This is a genomic window from Roseburia sp. AF15-21, assembly GCF_003479505.1.
GTDB lineage: Bacteria > Bacillota > Clostridia > Lachnospirales > Lachnospiraceae > Roseburia_C > Roseburia_C amylophila.
The window spans coordinates 30438-50665 of record NZ_QUHG01000002.1 but is presented as its reverse complement, the minus strand read 5'-3'; the positions used below and the strand labels follow the sequence as shown (position 1 = coordinate 50665).

Here is a 20228-nt window from a genome sequence, read left to right as displayed (position 1 = left end):
TTCTCGCCCCTTTTTTATCTTTCTATTATTCTAAATCAAATACATCCTGGTTTCTTCCCCGTTCTTTTGCAGCATAGAGCTTCTCATCCGCTAAGCGGTATAATACCGTAACAGCAATCCCTTCTGTATAATGCTGTACTCCACTGCTGAAAGAACATTCGATATTCTTTTCATGCTTTGTAAATTCTTTATATTCCCATCTTATATGCTCTAGCATTTTACCGATTTCATCCGTGTTCATCCCCTTTAAAACCAGCATAAATTCTTCTCCGCCAAAGCGTACTGCAATCCCTTTATTCTTTACATGCTTTGTTAAAAGTCTTGCAAATTCCACCAGAATAATATCTCCAAATCCATGTCCGTATGTGTCATTCACATGTTTAAAGAAGTCAAGGTCAATCAGTACCGCATCAAATTCTTCCTTCTCATCCAGAATAAGGTCTCCCAGATACTGATTTAAATAACGACGATTATAGATTCCGGTCAGTGCATCTTTATCTGCGGCATCTTTCAACTGTTCATTCAACTTCTTTACTTCTTCTTCCTGTCTCTGTCTCTGCATCTGAAGCAGGATAGAAATTAAAAAGACACAAAGTAAAACGATAAGCAGGGAACAAAGTGTGCTCTGCAGCACGACTTCTTTTGACAGTTTTTCACTTTCCAGCGGTCTCATATAGGCTAAAATAACTGCTGCCACATCTGCTACAATTACCACGCCGGCAAACCGGATTGCATTTCCGGTTGGAATAAAAATCGCAATTGCTACCATCGCAAGTACCATGTATACAATCGTTCCCGTCTGATATATATAATACAGTGCCGGAAATTCCACAAGACTTAAGACTGCTATCATCAAATAAGACGCATAACGTATCTGTCCTTTTTTTATTCCAATGAAAACTTCCTGCGACCATAAGTAACATACAGATTCCGCAGAAAATCGTTGTTCCGCTCCATCCGAAAATCAATGCATTTCCAATAAATCCTGCCAGATTTCCGATACAGCTTCCCATTGCCAGCACATAAAACTGTCTGCGGCTCACATCAATTGAGGTATCAAATAAAAAATTCATCTTTCCTCTCCCATTTTATGAAAATAAGTTTTTCAATTCATCCAGTGTATTTACACATATCGTAAGTTTCTTTTTTAATTCATCATCTGGCTGTGTCTGGTCCGGGACCATTGCCACCTGACAGCCTGCCCTGCAAGCACTCATAACCCCATTGGGCGAATCCTCCACCGCAAGGCATTCTTCCGGAGCAAGTCCAAGTTGTGCACATGCAAAAGTATAGATATCCGGTGCCGGCTTTCCATGTTCTACCATGGTTGCACTGATGATTTCATCAAAGTACGGATATAGTCCTATCTGCTTTAAATATCTTTCTGTCCGTTCCATGTCGGTTGCCGTTGCAACTGCCCGCCGGATTTTCTTTTCTTTTAAAAAATTCAATAGCTCAACAGCTCCTCTTTTTATCTCAATACCGTTCTTTGCAAGATATTCCTCCATCAATTCCTTCCGGTAAGCCCGGATAGCCGGATAGTCAAGATTCTCATCTGCAAACATTTCCTTTAAATGCGCCGGTGCAAAGGGTTGTCCTAAGGAACGCATGGACAATGCCTGCTCATCACTCATTTCATAACCAAAATGCGCCATTGCCTTAGGCCAGCAGATTCTGTAGTATTTCTCTGTATCAATTAACGTTCCATCCATGTCAAATAAAACTGCTTTTATCATATTACATTTTCTTCCTGCCTTTTTCATTGACTAATTTGCCATACCCACTACCACAGTTACCGAAAAAAGATTTTCTTCCTGTTTCAGAAAAACATCCCCGTTCATTTTATGCATCAGCTTTCTGCATATATAAAGCCCCAGTCCGCTTCCTTCCTGGCTTCCTGCATTGGAGCCACGATAGAAGCTGTCAAAAAGATGCGGAAGTTCTTCTGCCGGAAGAACTTCTCCTGTATTTTCCACGGTAATCAGCACACAGTCTTCTTCTTTTGAAATTGATATACCAATTTTTTTGCCACTACCATATTTTATAGCATTTTCTATGATATTCTGCAATACTTCCAGCAAACGTTCTGTATCTGCTTTCACCAGAAAATTCTGATACTCCCCCATGTTAAACCCTATATGAAGCTGTGAAAGTTTATCTTTATAGTATACTGTATCTCGACAGACATTTCCGATGGCATGCCTTCTTCCGTAAGTTCTTCTGCCAGGTCATCTAATTCTTTTGCCAAATCAGCCCGGGTCTTTCCTGCCATATTCCCCATTGCCTGTGATACATCTGATATGTAGACATCACTTTCTTTTCCAAATGTCGTAATCAGATTCTTACTTTTCATGGTATCTGTTGTAATAACCACTCCCAGCATAAAAACGGAACAGAGGAAAAAGGACAATATAATCGTAAGGAACCGTCTTGGACTGCTTAAAATATCATTGACTGCCAGATACCAGGTACTGTTAAAACGGCTTTTTCCCAGCCGGTAAATGGATTTCTTTTTAAAGCGTTCTCCGGACTGACCGTTTCGAATAGCATCCACCGGTGTCAGCTTCTTTACTTTTCCGGTACACCGGTATGCAAACCAGATAGTAACTGCAATAACAATGACTGCTCCTATGAAATTTACCGTAATGGCATGACTGTTTCCCAACATCATATTTTCTGTCACAGACTGCAGCAGCATATTGCCAAATGGGATGCTTGCCAGGAATCCAATTGCTGCTCCCACAACAGCCAGCATCAGATATTTTACAAGATAAAGGCTTCGTATCTTAAAGTCCGTAATTCCGATGGTTTTCATGACACCGATTTCCCGGTATTCTTCTGTCACCGTAAAAGTAATCGTAAATTTCAACACTGCAAAGGATACTATCATCAAGCATACACTTAAAACCAGCACCACAAATGCCCCAATCATATCCATGACATAACATAATTTAAAAATGTCCCGTCCCCGGTTAAATAGGATGTTGGATGCATTGCTTAACAAAGAGGCTATTTCCGATGGATTGTCTGTGTCAATATAAATAATCTCGCCACGGTATTCTGCAAGACTTTCATCCGATGCAAATTTCTGATAATCCGCTTCATTTAAAATAAATCTTTTATTTCCCATAAATTCAGAACCCAGCAGCGCATCTTTTGCTTTTCCGGCAATCGTAAACTCCACACTGTTTTTGCCATGGGTAATCGTAAGTTTATCTCCCTCTTTTAAATCATTTGCATCTAAGAAATTTCCTGTGACATAGACCTCACCCTCAGGCACTTTTGTAAGCTCCTTATTATCCTTTGTGAAAAAATGTATCTCACTTTCGGAAATGGATTCTATGATCATTGCCTTGTTTGCTATATCAAGTTCTTTTCCCTCTGCCTTGATATTCCCCTTGGCTGCATACATAATATGATCCATGCGGTAGTCTTTTACATACTGACAGGTATCCAAAAGCTCCGGCACACCGCCATCCCCCTGCTGGGTCAATACTACATAATCTCCAATGTCTGCCTGATTAAGATAATAATCGGTTCCATTTACTACCGTCAGTACATTGTTCAGCCCGCTTGCCACAAACATGGCAGCTAAAATAATAAACAGCAAAATTACAATATTAATTGTTTTCTTTCGCTTTAAGTCTTTGCGTAAGATATCCCAAAACATCTTCTGCTCCTTTCTATCCTCTTAGTATACCTCAACTACGCGAAACACGCTTTGCAATTTTCTCGCTACTTGTAACAAAGAATGTGCCTTGGCACATTCCTGCGCCTGCGGCGGTCACTTGCGACATCTACCTTATACGCCGCAGTGTGCATCCTCGCGTTTTTTTACTTTGCAGGCAATTTCCTGTAAAGGGAAAAAAAGAACCGGCAAAGTTTTATTTCCTTTGCTGGTTCTACTATAACGAATCAATTATTAAAGAATCCTTAAATCTGAAAATTCTTATTTCATGCTTTCTTTTAAAATAAATGCCATCAGAAGTGCATCCGGTCCGATATGGGTTCCGATTGCCATTCCAACTTCATGTAAGCTGCTTTCTGTCAGTGAAAATGCTTCCATGGTTTCTTTCCGGAATTCCTCTCCCATTTCCGGGTTATTGCTGTGAGCAAATTCTACCGGCATGCAGCTATCCACTTCTCCTTTTTTCAAAAATGCCTGCATTCCGCTTTTGGCTGCTTTCATGCCGCGGGCTTTGGAATAGCCTTCAATCTCTCCATTCCGGAGCAGCAGCACCGGCTTGATTCCCATTACATTTCCCACTGCTGCAACTACCGGAGAAATACGTCCGCCCTTTTTCAAATATAATAATGTGGACGGAACACCGGTAAGATAGGTGCGGTTCTTTACTTCTTCCAAGATTCCTGCAATCTCTTCTGCACCTTTGCCTTCTTCTTTTAACTTCACGGCATACTCCACCAGAAGCCGCAGGGATAAGGATGCCTGCAGGGAATCCACGATATATATCTTTTCATATCCGCACATTTCCTTCGCCAGCACCGCTCCGTTATAAGTTCCTGAAAGTTTTGAGGAAATGAGTATCACCAGCACTTCTTCGCCTGCTTCTTCTGCCGCTTCATACTTTTCTAAAAATGCTGCCGGTGATGGCTGGCTGGATACCGGAAGTTGTTCCTCGCTGCGCAGTTTCTCATAAAATGCTTTGAAATTCTCTTCTGTATTCCGGTCAAATATAACATCTTCAAAGTTTGCCGAAATCGGCACCAGATCCACGCCCATTGCCTTTGCTTCGATTTCTAATATATCAGATCCTGTATCTGTAATTATCTTCATTTTCGTCTCCATCTCTTGACTGTTGTCTGTATCTATGCCACACTATATGTGAGATAATTTATATCACATTGTTGTGGCTGCATAAGTAGCATTGTAGCATAGTTTTCCCTTTTTTCAACGGTTTGATGTGAGACATTTTATATCATTTTGTATCATGATACGGATGTGGTGCCGGTGGGTGGGACAGTCGTTTTATATTTGTTATTACGATTTGTATTTGATACATACATTGTTTCTAACGTCAAAGAGCGGTTTTTCTTGCACTGCATTTTTCTTTTGCCGATAAAGCCTGTCTTTCCAATGTTTGACAGTATGCCGGACTCTGTTCGCCTGAATGCGGATACGATATATGCAGTCTGTTAGAGACGCTTAGAATTCCGGCAGCAACCGGCAACGCTGGCACAGGGACGTGCCAGCGAGGCACATCTTAAGCATGGATGCGAATATGTGCCGGGTGCCGGAAGATACGGAAACTTTAACGGAATTCTTAGCGTCTCTTTCAGACGGAATGTGGTATCCGCAACAGACGGACAGAGCCGGCATCCGGTCAAAGCAACGGAAAGGACAGCCTGACAGCAAGAAAAATACAGTGCTAAGAAAAATAACGCTCTTTGCGTAATGAACCAATGCACATATCAAATGCAAATCGTAAGAAACGAATATTATATTCTGTCCCACCCACCAGCACACATCCATAGCACATACGAACAGGAGCATTTAAATGAAAGAAACAGACAAACGATACGAAGCGAACCGCCAGGTAAAATTAAAGATTGCCCGTGCCCTGACCAAACTCATGGACACCAAAGCATTTTCCGATATATCCGTAACCGATATTATTACCACTGCCGAAGTGGCAAGAGCTTCCTATTACCGGAATTTTCATTCCAAGGAAGAAGTGTTAATTAAGATTACAGACGATATTATGGAAGAATACCGGAAGCGGGCAGAACAGCTTGAAAATGACTTTTTCAGCTATGAGGCAATTTTACTGATTTTCCGGTATTTTAAGACTTACAAGAAATTTATTTTAAGTGTATATAAGGCAGGTCTTGCATACATTTACTTAGACCTTTTTGATCAGGAATTAGAAAATCATATGGGTGACATGCCTTATAATGATATTCACCGGTATAAAGTCTACTTCTATTCCGGCGCACTTTATAATGTTTTTTTAAAATGGCTGCAAAACGGAATGAAGGAGCATCCTTCCGCTATGGCTGCCATGGTGGCGGAAATGTTAGAACAGGGAGCCTATCCGCTAGCTTAACTGCCAGCGGACATGGCTTCCTTCCTCATCTTTTGTGATAAGAAGCTGGTCTTCCATTTCCTGCTTTAGTTCTGTTACATGGGAAATGATTCCAATAAGCTTTGAGCCGCCTGCCATCTCCTTCAATACCCGGACTGCCTGCTCTCTTGCATGCTCGTCTAAAGAGCCAAAACCCTCATCAATAAACATCATATCAAGATGTATGGCAGCAGAATTTTCCTGAATCTCATCTGCCATGCCCAGTGCCATGGATAACGCCGCCATAAAGGATTCTCCGCCGGAAAGCGTACGGACTTCCCGCTCTTTTCCAGTTACATTGGAATATACCATAAGGTCAAGTCCCTTGTTCTTTCCGATTGCAGCCTTCTTCTCATCAAACATTCTAAGTTCAAACTGTCCTGCTGACATTTCTTCAAAACGGCGGTTTGCTGCATAAAGAATCCGCTCCAGATAATAACGTTGCACAAAGGTCTCCAAATCCATACGGCTGCCGGACACATTTCCGGAAATGACAGTATAAAGCCGTGTTATACGGTTGTGCTGCTCTAATACCTGCTGCCGCCCGCTCCATATTTCCTCTACCGCTTCTAAGATTTCCGTATCCTTCTGATTAGAAATCTCCCACTCATTGACTGCCCTGCCTGCAAGCTTACTCTGCTCCTCTGCTGCCTTAAGTTCCTCTGAAAGCTTCTCTATATCCGGTTTTTCTTTCTCTCCTACCGTTTCTTTCGCTGTCTCATAGCGGCTCTGATACATCGTCTTCTGATTCTGATAATCTTCCCTTTTCTGCCGCATCTCTTCCATGGCATCTATCGAATACTGCTCCACCAGAGTCTGCCATTCCAGTTTGGAAATATCTTTTTCTTCTATATATAAATCATATTTTTGCTGCCTGGCTTCTGCTTCCTTTTTCCGTTCCGGAAGTTCTCTTTCACAACGGACAATGCCTGTCTGTGTACCGGTTTTCTCTTCCTCTAAGCGGCTCTTTTCTTTATCAGCCTTTGCATATGCACTTTCTGCAGAAGCCTTCTTCTGCTGTGCTTCTGCCAAGACTTCATCCGCTTCTTTTTCAGATGTATAGTCAAGGGTGCGGTTCCGCTCTGTGTAAGCTGCCTGACAACGGTCAAACTGCTCTTTTGCCAATAGCTTCTTTTCTGTTGCTTCTGTCTCTTCTTCTTGAAGTGCAATCTTTTTTGCTTCTGCCTCTTCTAATTTATGAGACAATTCCTTCTTCTTTTTTATCTCCTGAGAAAGTGTTTCTTCTTCTTTTGCAAGCTTTTTCTTTTGCGCGACAAGCCACGGTTCTATTTCATTATCGGCTGCCGGGTTTATTTCCTTTCCAAAGTCTTCTATTTTCTTCCAGCACTTTTCCTTTCTTTCTGCCAACTCTTTCTCCCGGTTCTCTCTTCTTACGTGGCATGCACCGGCTTCTGTAGATGCCGCTTCCTGCTTCTGCTGTAACTTTGCAATCGTTTTTTCTAAAGCTTCTAACATTTCCCGGCTTAATTCTTCCTGCATTTCTACCGCAATGCATGGCTTTGGATGTTCCATGGAACCGCAGACCGGGCATGGCTCTCCCTCTTTTAATTCCTTTGCTAAAATACCTGCCTGCGCATCGAAAAACCGCTTACGATATGTTTCGTATTCCTGCTGCTTTGCCTGATACTGTCCGGATGCTTCCCGATAAATCTCTTTTGCATGTTCCTCCTGTTTCTTTTCTTTACCAAGAAGCTGCTTTGATTCTGTAATCTCTGCTACGGCATCTTCAATTTCTGCAAGAGCATTTTTCTTTCCGGTAAGCTGTAACTGCCTTACTTCCATTCCTTCGAAAGCTTCTGCTTCTTTTTTCCACTGCACGATATTCTGCTCTAAGACAGTGCTTTTTTCTTTTGTCTCTTTTTCCGTCTCTTCCGCCTGCTGCAAAGCATCTTTACTCTGCTCTACTTCCTGTGCGGCTTTTCTTATTTCTTTCAATGCCGCTTTCGTGCGATTTACTTTTTCTTCTATAATACTGTAATTCTTCTGCTGTGTTTCCTTTTCCGCCTCTGCTAAGTTTCTTTCCTTTTCTGCCTCTTTTAAAGCTTTCTTTATCTCCGGCAGCTTTTCTTCTAATTTCTGTTGTTCTGCCTTTAAATTCTCCAGCCTCTTTACCGCTTCTTCATACTGCTGATAGAGCTGCTTTGCATCATAGGCAAGCTTTATCATCTGCTCTAACCGGGCAGTCTCTTTTATCTCCTCTTCCGCTTCAAAAAGGCGTGCTAACTCCCGCTGTGCTTCTTCCATCTGGGTAAAGGATTTTTGCAGATTTTCCGCTTCCTGCAACGCACTCCTGCAATGCTCCCGCAGTTTTTCCGCTTCTTTTGCTTCCTTCTTTTTCTTCTTTCCCTCTTCCTTAAGATACTGGCACAATTGCTGCATCAATTCTAAAAAGCGTTCCATCTCCGGTGCTTTTGCATCCGCCTGCTGCATCTTCTTTTTCAATGCCAACAGGGCTTCGGCTTCTTCAAAGGCTTCCGGTATGTCCGCATTCTCAGCTTTGGCATGAAACTTCGTACGGATTGTGGCAATCTCTGCATCTAATTTTCTTTTCCGGTCTCCTAATTCATTGGCAATCTTTTCATATTTTTCTGTGTGGAATAATTTTCGGAAAATCACTTTTTTCTCATCGGATTTTGCCCGGAGCAGTTCCATAAATTCTCCCTGGGCAATCATTGCCACCTGCATAAACTGCCCCTTGGTCAGCCCGACAATATCAATGATTTTCTGATTCGTTTCCTTTTGCGAATAAACCTTTTCATCCGGCATGATTAAGGTAACGGATTCGCTTTCTTCTTTTTCACCGCTTCCCCGCTTCAATGGGCGGACATGTCTTGGCACACGGCGCACTGTATAGACGCCGCTTTCTTCTGTTCCTTCACAGAATTTTAATTCCACATAAGGCTCTACGCCCGCTGTAGCAAACTGACTCTGCAGCTCTGTTCCACTTTTTTTATTAGCAGTGGAACTGGCTTCTCCATATAACGCAAAGACTATGGCATCAAAAATAGTGGACTTGCCGGAACCGGTATCCCCGGTAATCAGGAATAAATTCTGGGATGGTTTTCGAAAATCAATTTTCGTCCGGTCTCCATAAGAACCAAATGCCTGCATTTCCAAAGTTAATGGTCTCATAACTCAGCCTCCTCCTCTACTTTATTGATGACTTCCTTAAGAATTTCTCTCTCTTCCTCGTTCATCTCTCCAATAAACTCACAGCATAGCGAAAAGGCATCAAGCTCTGCCTCATGCCGGAATTTTTCCATTTCATAATTGGCTTTGTGCAGCGTTTCTCTTCGGATTTCCAGCAAATTGGGAAATGCATGACGCAGCCGGTCCTGCATGTCAAAGACATTGACATCCACCTTATCGGTAAGAATCACAGTTACAAAATTATCGGATGGCTGCTTTAATACTTCTTCTAATTCCCCTTCCACAATGCGCACCTGGCGCAGTGGTTTTAACGGAATTACTCTGGTGGCAAGCTTTCCCTTTTCTTTCAGTTCCACCATAATAATGCCCTTTTTCTGTCCTGCTTCACTGACGGAGCAGGCAAGAGGTGTTCCACAGTAACGATAACACTCTTTTCCCACTGTCATAGGCTTATGAATATGTCCCAATGCCGCATAGTCAAACCGCTCCAACACATCAGCAGACACTTCATCAATATTTCCCACGGTGCGGATTTCGGAATCCATCCGCTCGACATCCTCTGCCGCTTTACCTGCCGGCAGATAGAATTGGTGGCTCACCAGCACATTCCGCTCTGTTTCATTTACATTTTCTCTTTCCAGAAGTTTATGCAAAGTTGCATCATACGAAAGATTGTTATCATTTTCATCCGTTCCCACAATCTGCTTTACCATAGACGGCTTCACAAAGGGCAGAAGATAAAAATTCACTTTCCCATACTTATCCGTCAGCGTCACTTTCTCAATGTATTCCTCTTTCGTCTCAGGCGGCTTTCCTATCATATATAAATGCTGTCTTGATAAAATGCTTCGAAAACAGTTCACTCTTGGTGCGCTGTCATGGTTTCCGCTAACCATCATAATGACAGCCTCCGGCACCATCTCCGTCAGTTCATTGATGAAACGGTCAAATACCTCTACTGCCTCTGCCGCCGGCACTGCTTTATCATAAATATCTCCTGCAATCAAAATGGCATCCGGTTTTTCTTCTCCGGCCCGCTCTACAATCTGATGCAGGATATATTCCTGGTCTTCCCTTAAATCATGATTCATTAATTTCAATCCGATGTGAAGGTCGGATAAGTGAAATATCTTCATAGCCCACGTGCTCCTTTTCTATACAAGATTATCCTGCAAAGTGAGATTATATTTTTCCCTTACTTTGTATTATAGCTTGTCTATGGTTCTGCCGCAACGGACTTCTGCAGAATTATATGGCAGCATTTTTAAGCAGGAGGCTAATTCTTTAGGTGGAAAATCTTTCAACTTCCTTCACTTCACAAAAATTTCGCAGTTTTTTTATTGATTTTATGACTTATTTATGTATAATAATTATGATGACGTAACTAGGATTTATAGTTTCTCAGTCAAGATATCATAAAAACCTGCTTTTTGCGGGCGATTATCATATTACTATATTTAAAGGAAAGAGGTAAAAAACAAAATGGCAGAAATCAATTTAAGCAAGTATGGCATTACTGGAACAACAGAAATTGTCTACAACCCATCCTACGAAACATTATTCGCAGAAGAGACCAAGCCAGAACTGGAAGGCTATGAAAAAGGTCAGGAAAGTGAACTTGGCGCAGTCAATGTTATGACTGGTATCTATACAGGTCGTTCCCCTAAAGACAAATTCATCGTTATGGACGAGAACTCCAAAGGCACTGTATGGTGGACATCTGATGAATACAAGAACGACAACCATCCAGCATCTGAGGAAGCATGGAGCGCCGTAAAAGACATCGCTATCAAAGAGCTTTCCAACAAAAAACTTTATGTAGTAGATGCTTTCTGTGGTGCTAACAAAGATACCCGTATGGCTATCCGTTTCATCGTAGAAGTAGCTTGGCAGGCACATTTCGTAACAAATATGTTCATCCAGCCTACTGAAGAAGAATTAAAGAACTTTGAGCCGGACTTCATCGTTTACAATGCTTCTAAAGCAAAAGTTGAAAACTACAAAGAATTAGGATTAAACTCTGAGACAGCAGTAATGTTCAACATTACAAGCCGTGAGCAGGTTATCGTTAATACATGGTACGGCGGAGAAATGAAAAAAGGTATGTTCTCTATGATGAACTACTATCTTCCATTAAAGGGCATCGCTTCCATGCACTGCTCTGCTAACACAGATATGAACGGTGAAAACACCGCTATCTTCTTCGGACTTTCCGGAACAGGTAAGACAACCCTTTCAACCGATCCTAAGCGTCTCTTAATCGGTGATGACGAGCATGGTTGGGATGACAACGGCGTATTCAACTTCGAGGGTGGATGCTACGCTAAGGTTATCGACCTTGACAAAGATTCCGAGCCGGATATCTACAATGCGATCAGACGTGACGCTCTTCTTGAGAACGTAACATTAGATGCTAACGGAAAAATCGATTTTGCTGATAAGAGCGTAACAGAAAACACCCGTGTATCTTACCCAATCAACCATATTGAGAACATTGTCCGCCCGATTTCTTCTGCTCCAGCAGCTAAGAATGTCATCTTCCTTTCCGCAGATGCATTCGGAGTACTGCCTCCAGTATCTATCTTAACTCCAGAGCAGACTCAGTACTACTTCCTGTCTGGATTTACAGCAAAACTTGCTGGTACAGAGCGTGGAATCACAGAGCCTACACCTACTTTCTCAGCATGTTTCGGACAGGCTTTCTTAGAGCTGCATCCTACAAAATACGCTGCAGAGCTTGTTAAGAAAATGGAAAAGAGCGGAGCTAAGGCTTACCTCGTAAATACAGGATGGAACGGAACCGGAAAACGTATCTCCATCAAAGATACCCGTGGTATCATCGATGCTATCTTAAGCGGAGCTATCTTAACCGCTCCTACAAAACAGATTCCATTCTTCAACTTTGAAGTTCCTACAGAGCTTCCAGGTGTTGATTCAGGCATCTTAGATCCTCGTGATACTTATGCAGATGCTTCTGAATGGGAAACAAAAGCATTAGATCTTGCTGACAGATTCATCAAGAACTTTGCTAAATACGAAGGAAACGAAGCTGGTAAGGCTCTTGTTTCTGCAGGTCCTCAGAAATAATTTCCCTGATAAGGAAATCAATAGAAACGGAAAACCGGATGTGATTCCACATCCGGTTTTCTTTATCTGTTTCTTATTTTGCTGCCAGATCCTTTACTACTTCACCTGCGATAATCAGTCCAGCGACAGATGGCACAAATGCCACACTGCCCGGAATATCACGCCGCTCCGTACATTTATGGGCTGCTCCCGGCGGACAGATACAGTTGGTTCTACAGCTGATTGCCATATCTTCAACTGGTCTGGTTGGCTGCTCTTCGGAATAAACCACCTTAAGCTTCTTTACACCACGTTTCTTTAACTCACGGCGCATTACTTTTGCCAGCGGGCATACCTTTGTCTTATAAATATCTGCCACACGGAACTGACTGGCATCTAACTTATTTCCGGCTCCCATACTGCTGATAATCGGCACATTCATCTCCTGTGCCTTCATAACCAGTGAAATCTTCGCTGTTACCGTATCTACTGCATCTACGATATAATCATACTCTTCAAAAGGAAATTCATCCGCATTTTCCGGCAGGAAAAAGCATTTATGCACTTCTACCCTGGCATCCGGATTAATCTCTAAAATACGGTCTTTCATGACGTCTGTTTTATATTTTCCAACGGTCTTTCTGGTTGCAATAATCTGACGGTTGAGATTCGTCAGACATACCTTGTCATCATCAATCAGATCAAAAGCTCCAACTCCGCTTCTTACCAGTGCTTCGCAGACATATCCACCTACTCCGCCAATTCCAAATACTGCAACCTTTGCATTCTTTAATTTTTCCATTGCTTCTTTTCCAAGCAATAGTTCGGTTCTTGAAAACTGTGTCAGCATCTTCTATCTCCTCTTCTTTGACTACGCTACATTTTACCGCGTCCTTATGTTCTTTGCAACAGAAAAATGCTGCACTCCCATTTCTGAAAGTACAGCATTCTTATTTTTTATTTCATGTCTTTTCTATTTCCGATATATCCCTTTTCACTTATTTCATACGGCGTCCTGCATTTAATCTGCCATATGCTCCCGCAGCCACTCCTGCCGCAGCAATCAGTACAAGAAGATACAGGAATATCTGATTGTCGTCTCCGGTTTTAACCTGTGTGCTGCTATCAGATGTTGCTGCTGCCGGTGTCTGTACCGAAGATGCACCCGGCAATGTTGTATCAATATTACTTCCGCCGGTTAATATAGTTCCATTATTATTTCCATTTGGTGTGCTTCCACCTGGTGTATTTTCCTGATTGTTTCCGCCGCCCGGGTTTGACGGGTTTAAGCTGTCGGAAGAAGGAAGTCCTTTTTCTACTACAATCTGTGTTGCAGAAGACGCATAATAATTGCGTGTTTCCTGATAACGTACCAGATAAGTTCCGTCGGCAAGTCCGGTCAATTCATTTTCTGTAATTGCGGTATAGGTAGTTCCATCAATACTGTATTCCATCTCCGCATTCACACCACGAATCTTTCCATCATTTTTGCCATCAATGGTTTCTGCTACTGCGGTAAGTCCTGTTGGTGCTCCACGATGTGCTTTGGTAATGCTGAAGTATTTTGTTACACTGCCTAAAAAGCGGGAACCACTGATAATTGCTGCAGCTGTATCACCCACTTCAATATTGTCAATATAAGTAACCGTAAAATCCCTTCCTTCAGTTAATGTCATTCCATCATACGTTACGGTTACAGCCGGCTCTTTTCCTGTGCCATCATAGACAAAGGCAGCCGGGCTTAAAGTAATGTCCGCTTCTGCCAGCTTCTTATTACGAAGCACCAGATTTTGGGCACGATTTCCGGATTCATCCAGTACTGTAATATCAGTATCAACAAAAACTGAATATCCGAAAGGAATTAATTTGCCCAATGCCTGTTCCATTGCTGGTACATTTTTATAGTTTGCCAGACCACTTATCATGTTTTCTACTGTAATTACAGAATCGTCATCCGGTGCTATTGTAATCATTTCTACAAAGAATGAGCAAGGGGATGCCTGTGAACCTACATGAAGTCTACTGCTCTTTAATTCCAGGCCACCATTTGCAGTCCAACTTATCTCATGGATATCCGCTTCCACATTTTCTAATGTACATTTATCAGAAAGACTAGTATTTGCATCATTGAGCATTCTCAGGTTCAGCTTTCCATTGGAAATGCTTAAGTGATTCATGATATTAAATGCATCTAATGTTAAACTCTTCCCATTTAAATCAAGATTTACAGCCTTATATACAGAGGATAAATCAATTGCTTCACTGCTGTTCTTATAATCAACTAATAATTTTACGGTATTGTATTTATTGGCATTGCTGAATGCATTGGATAGACTGTTATAATTTGTTACATTTCCGTTGGCATCTACAATAGCTGCCACCGGCTCCTGGTCATCACATACAACACATTTTCCATTGATACGCTTTGGATGCGTACATCCGCTGGCAGTATATACGGTTCCATCTACGATGGCTCCTTTCTTTGTGCCGTCTACAAGCTGGATTACACCTGTTGCAGGAATCCCGTTCACCATGGAAGTTAATGCTGTTCCTTCCGTATTTCTCTTTACCGTAACCGTTCCACCTGCATTCAGGTCGACTGCATTCAAAGTCGAAATTACATATGTGCTGCCTTCCTGTTCTATTGTAATATTCCCATCGGTACTCTCAATACTTCCACCGGCTCCGCCCCAGGTAAGTGATGAATCTGTTGTTCCATTCTGTTTCAGTGTTACATCATTCTTTGCCTTTATATCAAGTTCTGCCATAAACATCGGTACCGGTGCATTAGTTGAAATGCTTACTGCTCCTGCCAATGCCTGAATCGTCAGCTTACCATCTTGCATGACAGGGTTTGCGGTCTGTTCAATTGTAACATCCCCATTGGTTGAAGTTAAGCTCACCTGTGGATTACTCTTGCTTGTTATTCCCTTCGCTGATTTTAAAGAAATATCTCCTGCAGCTTCAATCGTAAGATTACTGTCAGTCAACACCCCTGTGCTGGTATTTTCCAGTTTTACCTTTCCACCGGTATTTTTCAGGGTAACATTTTCTGCACTGAAAATTGGATAATAATCAGATGCAGAACTTAATGCAAGGTCTCCTTCTGTCTGTGTCAGGTTCAGTGTGGATACTCCACTGTCAATCATACCACATGGTGCGGTTATCGTAACTTTCTTTCCACTTAAATCAACCACTCCACTGCTCAAAACAATTGGCTCTGAAGACGTTGATGCAGTTTCCAGTGTAATATCACCGGTTGTATCTATCTCAAATCTGCTGCCACCGTTTATTACATTACTATTACTTGTCACCTTAAAATTTCCGGTAAAATCCTTTGTGACAACGGCAGCACCGGTTCCGGCTAACAGAAATGCAGGAGAAGTTCCTTCTACAGTAAAATTTCCTGCTCCGGAAATTGTTAAGTTTCCGCCTGTTACTGTCACCGGATTCGGTCCGGAAGTAGCAATCTCCATATCATTATATACAGTCATGGTTGCCGTATCTTTATCAAAATAAATATAACCACCACTTTCCGGTTCTTCCCCTACTTTATCGACGCCACGAATCGTTGCAGATGGTCCCGGTGTAGAAGGAGGATCCACCGCCTTCACATACCAGCCCGTCTCTAATGTTGTAATTCCTATTTGAACGGATGCCGGCGTATCCTCTGCCTTTACCAGTAGTCCGGCAGCATCTCCCATAAATAAGCCTGTCATCATAGTCAATGCCATCAAAAATGCCAGACATCGTTTTTTTCGGTTTCTTCCCATATTTCCTCTCCTTTTTTATTCTATTTCTTTTGTTCACACAGTTTCTATTTTAAGAAAACGCTTAAAATTTTGCAACCAATTCTTCCAAATTGTGATTTTATCTTCCTGATTGTCGATAAAAAATGATTCTTATTTTCTTTCAATATGTTATACTTGTTTCGTATCCGGTGTTTTTTACTTTTTATATACAGGAGAATAATTATGCTGATTTACTTATGCGAAGATTCTGAAAGCGATGCCTTACGGTTAAAACATCATCTGAATACATATGCCACGAAACATCATTGTAATATGGAGATTCTACTTTTTTCTTCGGGCGAAGAGATGATTCAGTATTATAAGGAAGAAAAGCGTTATCCGGCTCTGCTGTTTTTAGATATCTATATGAATAGCCAGGACGGTGTGGAAACAGCACGTATCCTTCGCTCACTGGGCTATAAGGGTGGCATTATTTTCACCACTTCTTCTACGGAACATGCCATGGCAAGCTATGAGGTAAATGCTCTTTACTATCTGCAAAAGCCTTACTCACACACAGATTTTCTCAATGCCATGAGCCGCTGTGATACGCTTTTAGAGGAATCCAATGAAGTATTTACCTTTTCTGTCCGTAGGAAGGAATATTCTCTTCCTTACTCAGATATTCTCTTTTTTGAAACCGGGCAGCACAATGTCCTGCTGCACGCTATATCAGAGACTTTTACGATTCCCGGAAACCTGACACAGCTTACCGAAGACTTTGCCTCTGTTGCCTGTTTTCTTCCGGTTGGCCGCAGCTATCTGGTAAACTTAAATCATGTCACCGGAATTCTACAGCACGACCTTATTATGGAAGACCACTCCATTGTGCAGATTCCTTTTCGTAAACGTGACGAGGTAAGCAAGGCCGTTAATAGCTGGTTTGCAAAGCTTGAGAAAGAGCCAACTCCTCCCGGCTTATCCTAAGGCCAGATATTTCCCATGTTTCCAATGTACTCCTATTGTGAAAATGTTACAGACTTGTTACAATTCATTTGTACTTAGCTAAGACATATTCAGAAAAATAAGGAGGACGAAACTATGTGTTTTAATTTCAATAGCTGTTCCGAGTTATTTAACACAATCTGCAAATTATTCAGACTCGGATGTTAATATGTTTTATGCGATTTGCATAACCTAAAAAAAGCTGCCGATGGGCAGCTTTTTTCTGGGTAAAGATATTGTCTTTTTGATTGACAGTTTCTTTCTTATATGTTAGTTTTCTACTAGAACCATTATTGGTTCTTTTTCTTTACATATTATGTGCATATCATTTTAAGTAGTTCTTTTAATCTTCTTATTTCAGATTATTCCATGCATTTTTATTATCTTTTTTGTTTTAGTTTATTCCACTCTTGACACACGTATTAACACGTATTAATATAATATTGATCAAAGGAGAATTGCGTATATGCCAATGACTTCCAGAGAAATGGTAAACTACCTTAAGAAACATGGTTTTATCATAACCAGCCAAAGCGGTTCTCACATAAAATTATTTCATCCTATCACGAATAGAACCGTCATTGTTCCTTATCATAACAAAGACTTGAAGAAAGGATTAGAACAGGCAATTTTAAAAGAAGCCGGTCTACGATAATCCAATTTCTATCGAAAGGAGGTTCTTATGAACAAATTATTTTATCCTTCCATTTTTCATATTGCAGAAGAAGGTGGATTTTGGGTTACTTTTCCAGATTTACCGGAATGTATGACCCAGGGAGATGATATGCAAAATGCTTATGAAATGGCTGTTGATGCCTTAGGTCTTGCCCTGATAAGCCGTAAGCAGGAACATCAGGAGATTCCGGTTCCTTCCCAGCCAAAAGATATTAACGTTTCAAAAAATGAATACTGCATTATCATCGAATTCGATATGCTTGCTTATCAAAAACGCAATAACTCAAAAGCAGTAAAAAAGACCCTTACCATTCCGGAATGGTTAAATGAAGAGGCTATCTCACTCAATATTAATTTTTCGCAGGTACTGCAGGATGCCCTTATCCAAAAAATTAGAGCTAAGCTGTAACCCTTAAGCAGTTTTATCCGCTAGGTCACTTTTTGAAGTGAAAGATTTAACCTTTTTGTATTTATTGACATTTATCATTCTATTTTTCTATTCTGTGTTATCTGCAATGCTTTTGCCAGTATCTGCTCCTCCGCTTCGCTCGGATTGTTCCGATACATTTCCTCTGGAATATCCAGTGAAAACCGACCTAATTCCTTGATTTTCTCATCTATCTGTTCCCACAAATTCTGTCGTATGTCAAAAAGTTGTAAGATATAGCTTTTTCTTTCTTCTGTGCTTCATTTAACCGGATTTTCTGTGCTTTTAATGTATTTCGGAATGAGTTATACACATCCGCTTCCACACTATCCACATCTGTGCTTTCTTCAATTACTGGAGTGGCAATTTCCTGCACGATTCTTACCATATCTTCATAAGATACATTCTTTGTATCCTTCAGGTATGCAAATACCTTCGTCAGATTATCCGCCAGTTCCTTCGCATTGTAGGTGCTCTTATATTCCTGCTTGACCTCTGATGCAATCTTTCGCATGGTCTTTTCATCTATAGTCACGTTCTTAAGAGATTTAAAGCCATCCTCAATAATAGAGCCCATCTCTTTTTTCTGTATCAGAATACTCCTCGTCCAGGATTGCCATAAGGTCTTCGTCAATATCTATTGAGTATCTCTTCTCTGGGTTATCTGTAATACTTTTGCCATTATCTGCTCTTCTGCTTCTGATATATTGTTCAGATATACTTCTTTCGGTATCTCGTATGCGAACTGAATCAGTTCTACCACTTCTTCGTCCGTTTTCAATGCGTTGGCTACTCCCACTATTATATTTGTATCTACCCCACAAAAATCCAATCCCTTTATCAAATCCTTCATTGGTTCTGTAATTTTTCTTGAACCTTCCACTTTTCATTACCTCCTCTATATCGTCATGATATAATTCCACGTCATACTGTGCCAGCACTTTGAACTTATTTGCATTTTTATCCGTCACCTTATACAGATAAAAATACTTGTCCGAAAATGCAGGATTGATTTTTCTGCTTATAAAATCTTTACTGTAATTATTTTTCTCTACTTCTGATGCAAGTATAGCATATTCCCTTTTGCTAATGTAAACTTCTTTACTATTTTTTAAGATTGCATCTACATCAATAGAAAATACTGTATCCTGTTCAACTGCGGCTCTATTTACAACTTCCTTTCTACTAACTTTTATGGAATAATGTTCGCCCTCTTCTGCTGTTGCATTTCCCTATTTATAATTTTCCTGCGCCTTTGTCAGCTCATCCAGAAACATATCGCGGATTTCCTGTGCTTCGATTGCTTCTGCTCTCAGTGCTTTCTTTGCTGTGCTGGATAATACATGCTCATTCAGGTATGATGTGATTTTGTCGTAAACTCCCTTGAAGAAGTCAGCAATCGTCTTGAGAATGCTCTTGTGCTCACTCTCTGTCATATTCTCTGACATATATTTAGAAAACGCTTCCACTCCATCTTTGTCCGCAAACAGTCCTGCTACATAATCGAATACATATTCATTGGCAGAATCCTCTCTTTTTCTGTCGCTACGCCTTCCGCATTTTTCACTCTGCCTGCCTAAGTTCTTCCAGGCTCTTTCTCTCTCCGCCCGATTCTCTCGTTATTGCACCGCTCCGTGTATTCAGTTTTCTTTCTGTTGTTAAGGAATCCTCTTAAACTAAGTGTAGAACTTCTGCCAGCTAATGTGCTTGATATACTTCTAGCTGTTCCACTATAAGCACATACACCATGCTTTATGATTTAAAAGTTGATGTAAAAGAAGCGTCTCGGATTATGGGTCATTCTAATGTCAGAATTACGCTTTAGCAATTTCTTTACTCGATACTACTCGATAATTATTTTATCCAGTTTGTACTTGCTTGTACCTATTATCAAAAAGGCTGTAACCCTTGATTTATCAAGGATTACAGCCTTTTTTCCTGTTAAGCTGGCAACGGGAATCGGACCCGTGACCTCCGCACTACCAATGCGACGCTCTACCGACTGAGCCATGCCAGCAATTCTGTCGGAACTAATCCCGACTTGTAATACTATACTATAGAGAGCTATGA

At 41.2% G+C, this 20228-nt stretch carries 19 protein-coding genes and 1 tRNA gene; 6 read left to right on the top strand and 14 right to left on the bottom strand.

From position 1 onward, the window contains the following. Positions 1 to 25: 25 nt before the first annotated feature. From DWW33_RS03190 to DWW33_RS03170, 5 genes are all read right to left on the bottom strand, one after another. The gene (locus DWW33_RS03190) at positions 26 to 853 is read right to left on the bottom strand and encodes a GGDEF domain-containing protein (protein WP_118638824.1); all 828 of its coding nucleotides are present in this window, start codon (positions 851 to 853) and stop codon (positions 26 to 28) included. A gap of 235 nt (positions 854 to 1088) precedes the next feature. Then, on the bottom strand, positions 1089 to 1736 hold the full coding sequence (locus DWW33_RS03185) for an HAD family hydrolase (protein WP_118541960.1): 648 nt from the start codon (positions 1734 to 1736) through the stop codon (positions 1089 to 1091). A 30-nt stretch (positions 1737 to 1766) separates the two neighbouring features. Continuing rightward, entirely contained in the window at positions 1767 to 2126 is a 360-nt protein-coding gene (locus DWW33_RS03180) for a sensor histidine kinase (protein ID WP_117698596.1), read from the bottom strand. 8 nt (positions 2127 to 2134) lie between these two features. Then, positions 2135 to 3670 (bottom strand): ABC transporter permease, encoded by a 1536-nt coding sequence (locus tag DWW33_RS03175; protein ID WP_118638823.1) that lies wholly within the window; start codon positions 3668 to 3670, stop codon positions 2135 to 2137. Between the two features lie 279 nt (positions 3671 to 3949). Beyond that, the gene (locus tag DWW33_RS03170) at positions 3950 to 4795 is read right to left on the bottom strand and encodes a DegV family protein (protein WP_158577445.1); all 846 of its coding nucleotides are present in this window, start codon (positions 4793 to 4795) and stop codon (positions 3950 to 3952) included. A 433-nt stretch (positions 4796 to 5228) separates the two neighbouring features. Between DWW33_RS03170 and DWW33_RS15545 the strand changes: the two genes are divergently transcribed. Beyond that, entirely contained in the window at positions 5229 to 5414 is a 186-nt protein-coding gene (locus DWW33_RS15545; RefSeq protein ID WP_147404698.1) for a hypothetical protein, read from the top strand. A 102-nt stretch (positions 5415 to 5516) separates the two neighbouring features. After that, the gene (locus DWW33_RS03165; RefSeq protein ID WP_118638821.1) at positions 5517 to 6065 is read left to right on the top strand and encodes a TetR/AcrR family transcriptional regulator; all 549 of its coding nucleotides are present in this window, start codon (positions 5517 to 5519) and stop codon (positions 6063 to 6065) included. Here DWW33_RS03165 and DWW33_RS03160 read toward each other — a convergent pair. Further along, the gene (locus DWW33_RS03160) at positions 6057 to 9236 is read right to left on the bottom strand and encodes an AAA family ATPase (protein WP_118638820.1); all 3180 of its coding nucleotides are present in this window, start codon (positions 9234 to 9236) and stop codon (positions 6057 to 6059) included. The genes DWW33_RS03165 and DWW33_RS03160 overlap by 9 nt on opposite strands. Beyond that, positions 9233 to 10390, bottom strand: a complete 1158-nt coding sequence (locus DWW33_RS03155) for an exonuclease SbcCD subunit D (RefSeq protein ID WP_118638819.1) — start codon at positions 10388 to 10390, stop codon at positions 9233 to 9235. Before DWW33_RS03155 ends, DWW33_RS03160 begins: the two co-directional genes overlap by 4 nt. A gap of 346 nt (positions 10391 to 10736) precedes the next feature. Between DWW33_RS03155 and pckA the strand changes: the two genes are divergently transcribed. Continuing rightward, positions 10737 to 12341 (top strand): phosphoenolpyruvate carboxykinase (ATP), encoded by a 1605-nt coding sequence (gene pckA / locus DWW33_RS03150; RefSeq protein WP_118638818.1) that lies wholly within the window; start codon positions 10737 to 10739, stop codon positions 12339 to 12341. A gap of 73 nt (positions 12342 to 12414) precedes the next feature. On the opposite strand, the gene DWW33_RS03145 is transcribed toward pckA, so the two are convergent. Together DWW33_RS03145 and DWW33_RS03140 are read right to left on the bottom strand one after the other, a co-directional pair. Next, positions 12415 to 13170 carry a tRNA threonylcarbamoyladenosine dehydratase gene (locus tag DWW33_RS03145; protein WP_022242242.1) on the bottom strand — a complete coding sequence of 252 codons (756 nt, stop codon included), beginning with the start codon at positions 13168 to 13170 and terminating at the stop codon, positions 12415 to 12417. A 148-nt stretch (positions 13171 to 13318) separates the two neighbouring features. Further along, positions 13319 to 16093: a hypothetical protein gene (locus DWW33_RS03140; RefSeq protein ID WP_118638817.1), complete on the bottom strand. Its 2775-nt coding sequence runs from the start codon at positions 16091 to 16093 to the stop codon at positions 13319 to 13321. Positions 16094 to 16294: 201 nt separating this feature from the next. On the opposite strand from DWW33_RS03140, the gene DWW33_RS03135 reads away from it, so the two are divergent. The 3 genes from DWW33_RS03135 (at position 16295) to DWW33_RS03125 (ending at position 18140) form a co-directional block, all read left to right on the top strand. Continuing rightward, the gene (locus tag DWW33_RS03135; RefSeq protein ID WP_158577444.1) at positions 16295 to 17038 is read left to right on the top strand and encodes a LytR/AlgR family response regulator transcription factor; all 744 of its coding nucleotides are present in this window, start codon (positions 16295 to 16297) and stop codon (positions 17036 to 17038) included. Positions 17039 to 17522: 484 nt separating this feature from the next. Then, the gene (locus tag DWW33_RS03130) at positions 17523 to 17711 is read left to right on the top strand and encodes a type II toxin-antitoxin system HicA family toxin (protein WP_117840672.1); all 189 of its coding nucleotides are present in this window, start codon (positions 17523 to 17525) and stop codon (positions 17709 to 17711) included. Between the two features lie 27 nt (positions 17712 to 17738). Next, a complete protein-coding gene (locus DWW33_RS03125; protein WP_117840670.1) occupies positions 17739 to 18140 on the top strand; it encodes a type II toxin-antitoxin system HicB family antitoxin in 402 nt (133 codons plus the stop codon). A 74-nt stretch (positions 18141 to 18214) separates the two neighbouring features. Here DWW33_RS03125 and DWW33_RS15620 read toward each other — a convergent pair whose 3' ends face one another. The 5 genes from DWW33_RS15620 to DWW33_RS03105 form a co-directional block, all read right to left on the bottom strand. Next, a complete protein-coding gene (locus DWW33_RS15620) occupies positions 18215 to 18364 on the bottom strand; it encodes a hypothetical protein (RefSeq protein WP_158577443.1) in 150 nt (49 codons plus the stop codon). After that, positions 18349 to 18792 carry a hypothetical protein gene (locus DWW33_RS03120; protein WP_147404697.1) on the bottom strand — a complete coding sequence of 148 codons (444 nt, stop codon included), beginning with the start codon at positions 18790 to 18792 and terminating at the stop codon, positions 18349 to 18351. Before DWW33_RS03120 ends, DWW33_RS15620 begins: the two co-directional genes overlap by 16 nt. A 3-nt stretch (positions 18793 to 18795) precedes the next feature. Continuing rightward, the gene (locus DWW33_RS03115) at positions 18796 to 19041 is read right to left on the bottom strand and encodes a hypothetical protein (protein ID WP_118638814.1); all 246 of its coding nucleotides are present in this window, start codon (positions 19039 to 19041) and stop codon (positions 18796 to 18798) included. Positions 19042 to 19390: 349 nt separating this feature from the next. After that, positions 19391 to 19606: a hypothetical protein gene (locus DWW33_RS03110; protein WP_118638813.1), complete on the bottom strand. Its 216-nt coding sequence runs from the start codon at positions 19604 to 19606 to the stop codon at positions 19391 to 19393. A 496-nt stretch (positions 19607 to 20102) separates the two neighbouring features. Then, positions 20103 to 20175 (bottom strand) — tRNA-Thr (locus DWW33_RS03105). Positions 20176 to 20228: the final 53 nt, after the last annotated feature.

What these genes read in the sequence shown, in the direction of transcription:
- DWW33_RS03155 (WP_118638819.1), bottom strand. Translation starts at nt 10,390, where the DNA reads ATGAAGATATTTCACTTATCCGACCTTCACATCGGATTGAAATTAATG.
- DWW33_RS03185 (WP_118541960.1), bottom strand. Translation starts at nt 1,736, where the DNA reads ATGATAAAAGCAGTTTTATTTGACATGGATGGAACGTTAATTGATACA.
- DWW33_RS03140 (WP_118638817.1), bottom strand. Translation starts at nt 16,093, where the DNA reads ATGGGAAGAAACCGAAAAAAACGATGTCTGGCATTTTTGATGGCATTG.
- DWW33_RS15545 (WP_147404698.1), top strand. Translation starts at nt 5,229, where the DNA reads ATGGATGCGAATATGTGCCGGGTGCCGGAAGATACGGAAACTTTAACG.
- DWW33_RS03110 (WP_118638813.1), bottom strand. Translation starts at nt 19,606, where the DNA reads ATGTCAGAGAATATGACAGAGAGTGAGCACAAGAGCATTCTCAAGACG.
- DWW33_RS03165 (WP_118638821.1), top strand. Translation starts at nt 5,517, where the DNA reads ATGAAAGAAACAGACAAACGATACGAAGCGAACCGCCAGGTAAAATTA.
- DWW33_RS03170 (WP_158577445.1), bottom strand. Translation starts at nt 4,795, where the DNA reads ATGAAGATAATTACAGATACAGGATCTGATATATTAGAAATCGAAGCA.
- DWW33_RS03175 (WP_118638823.1), bottom strand. Translation starts at nt 3,670, where the DNA reads ATGTTTTGGGATATCTTACGCAAAGACTTAAAGCGAAAGAAAACAATT.
- DWW33_RS03180 (WP_117698596.1), bottom strand. Translation starts at nt 2,126, where the DNA reads ATGGGGGAGTATCAGAATTTTCTGGTGAAAGCAGATACAGAACGTTTG.
- pckA (WP_118638818.1), top strand. Translation starts at nt 10,737, where the DNA reads ATGGCAGAAATCAATTTAAGCAAGTATGGCATTACTGGAACAACAGAA.
- DWW33_RS03130 (WP_117840672.1), top strand. Translation starts at nt 17,523, where the DNA reads ATGCCAATGACTTCCAGAGAAATGGTAAACTACCTTAAGAAACATGGT.
- DWW33_RS03190 (WP_118638824.1), bottom strand. Translation starts at nt 853, where the DNA reads ATGATAGCAGTCTTAAGTCTTGTGGAATTTCCGGCACTGTATTATATA.
- DWW33_RS03125 (WP_117840670.1), top strand. Translation starts at nt 17,739, where the DNA reads ATGAACAAATTATTTTATCCTTCCATTTTTCATATTGCAGAAGAAGGT.
- DWW33_RS03135 (WP_158577444.1), top strand. Translation starts at nt 16,295, where the DNA reads ATGCTGATTTACTTATGCGAAGATTCTGAAAGCGATGCCTTACGGTTA.
- DWW33_RS03160 (WP_118638820.1), bottom strand. Translation starts at nt 9,236, where the DNA reads ATGAGACCATTAACTTTGGAAATGCAGGCATTTGGTTCTTATGGAGAC.
- DWW33_RS03145 (WP_022242242.1), bottom strand. Translation starts at nt 13,170, where the DNA reads ATGCTGACACAGTTTTCAAGAACCGAACTATTGCTTGGAAAAGAAGCA.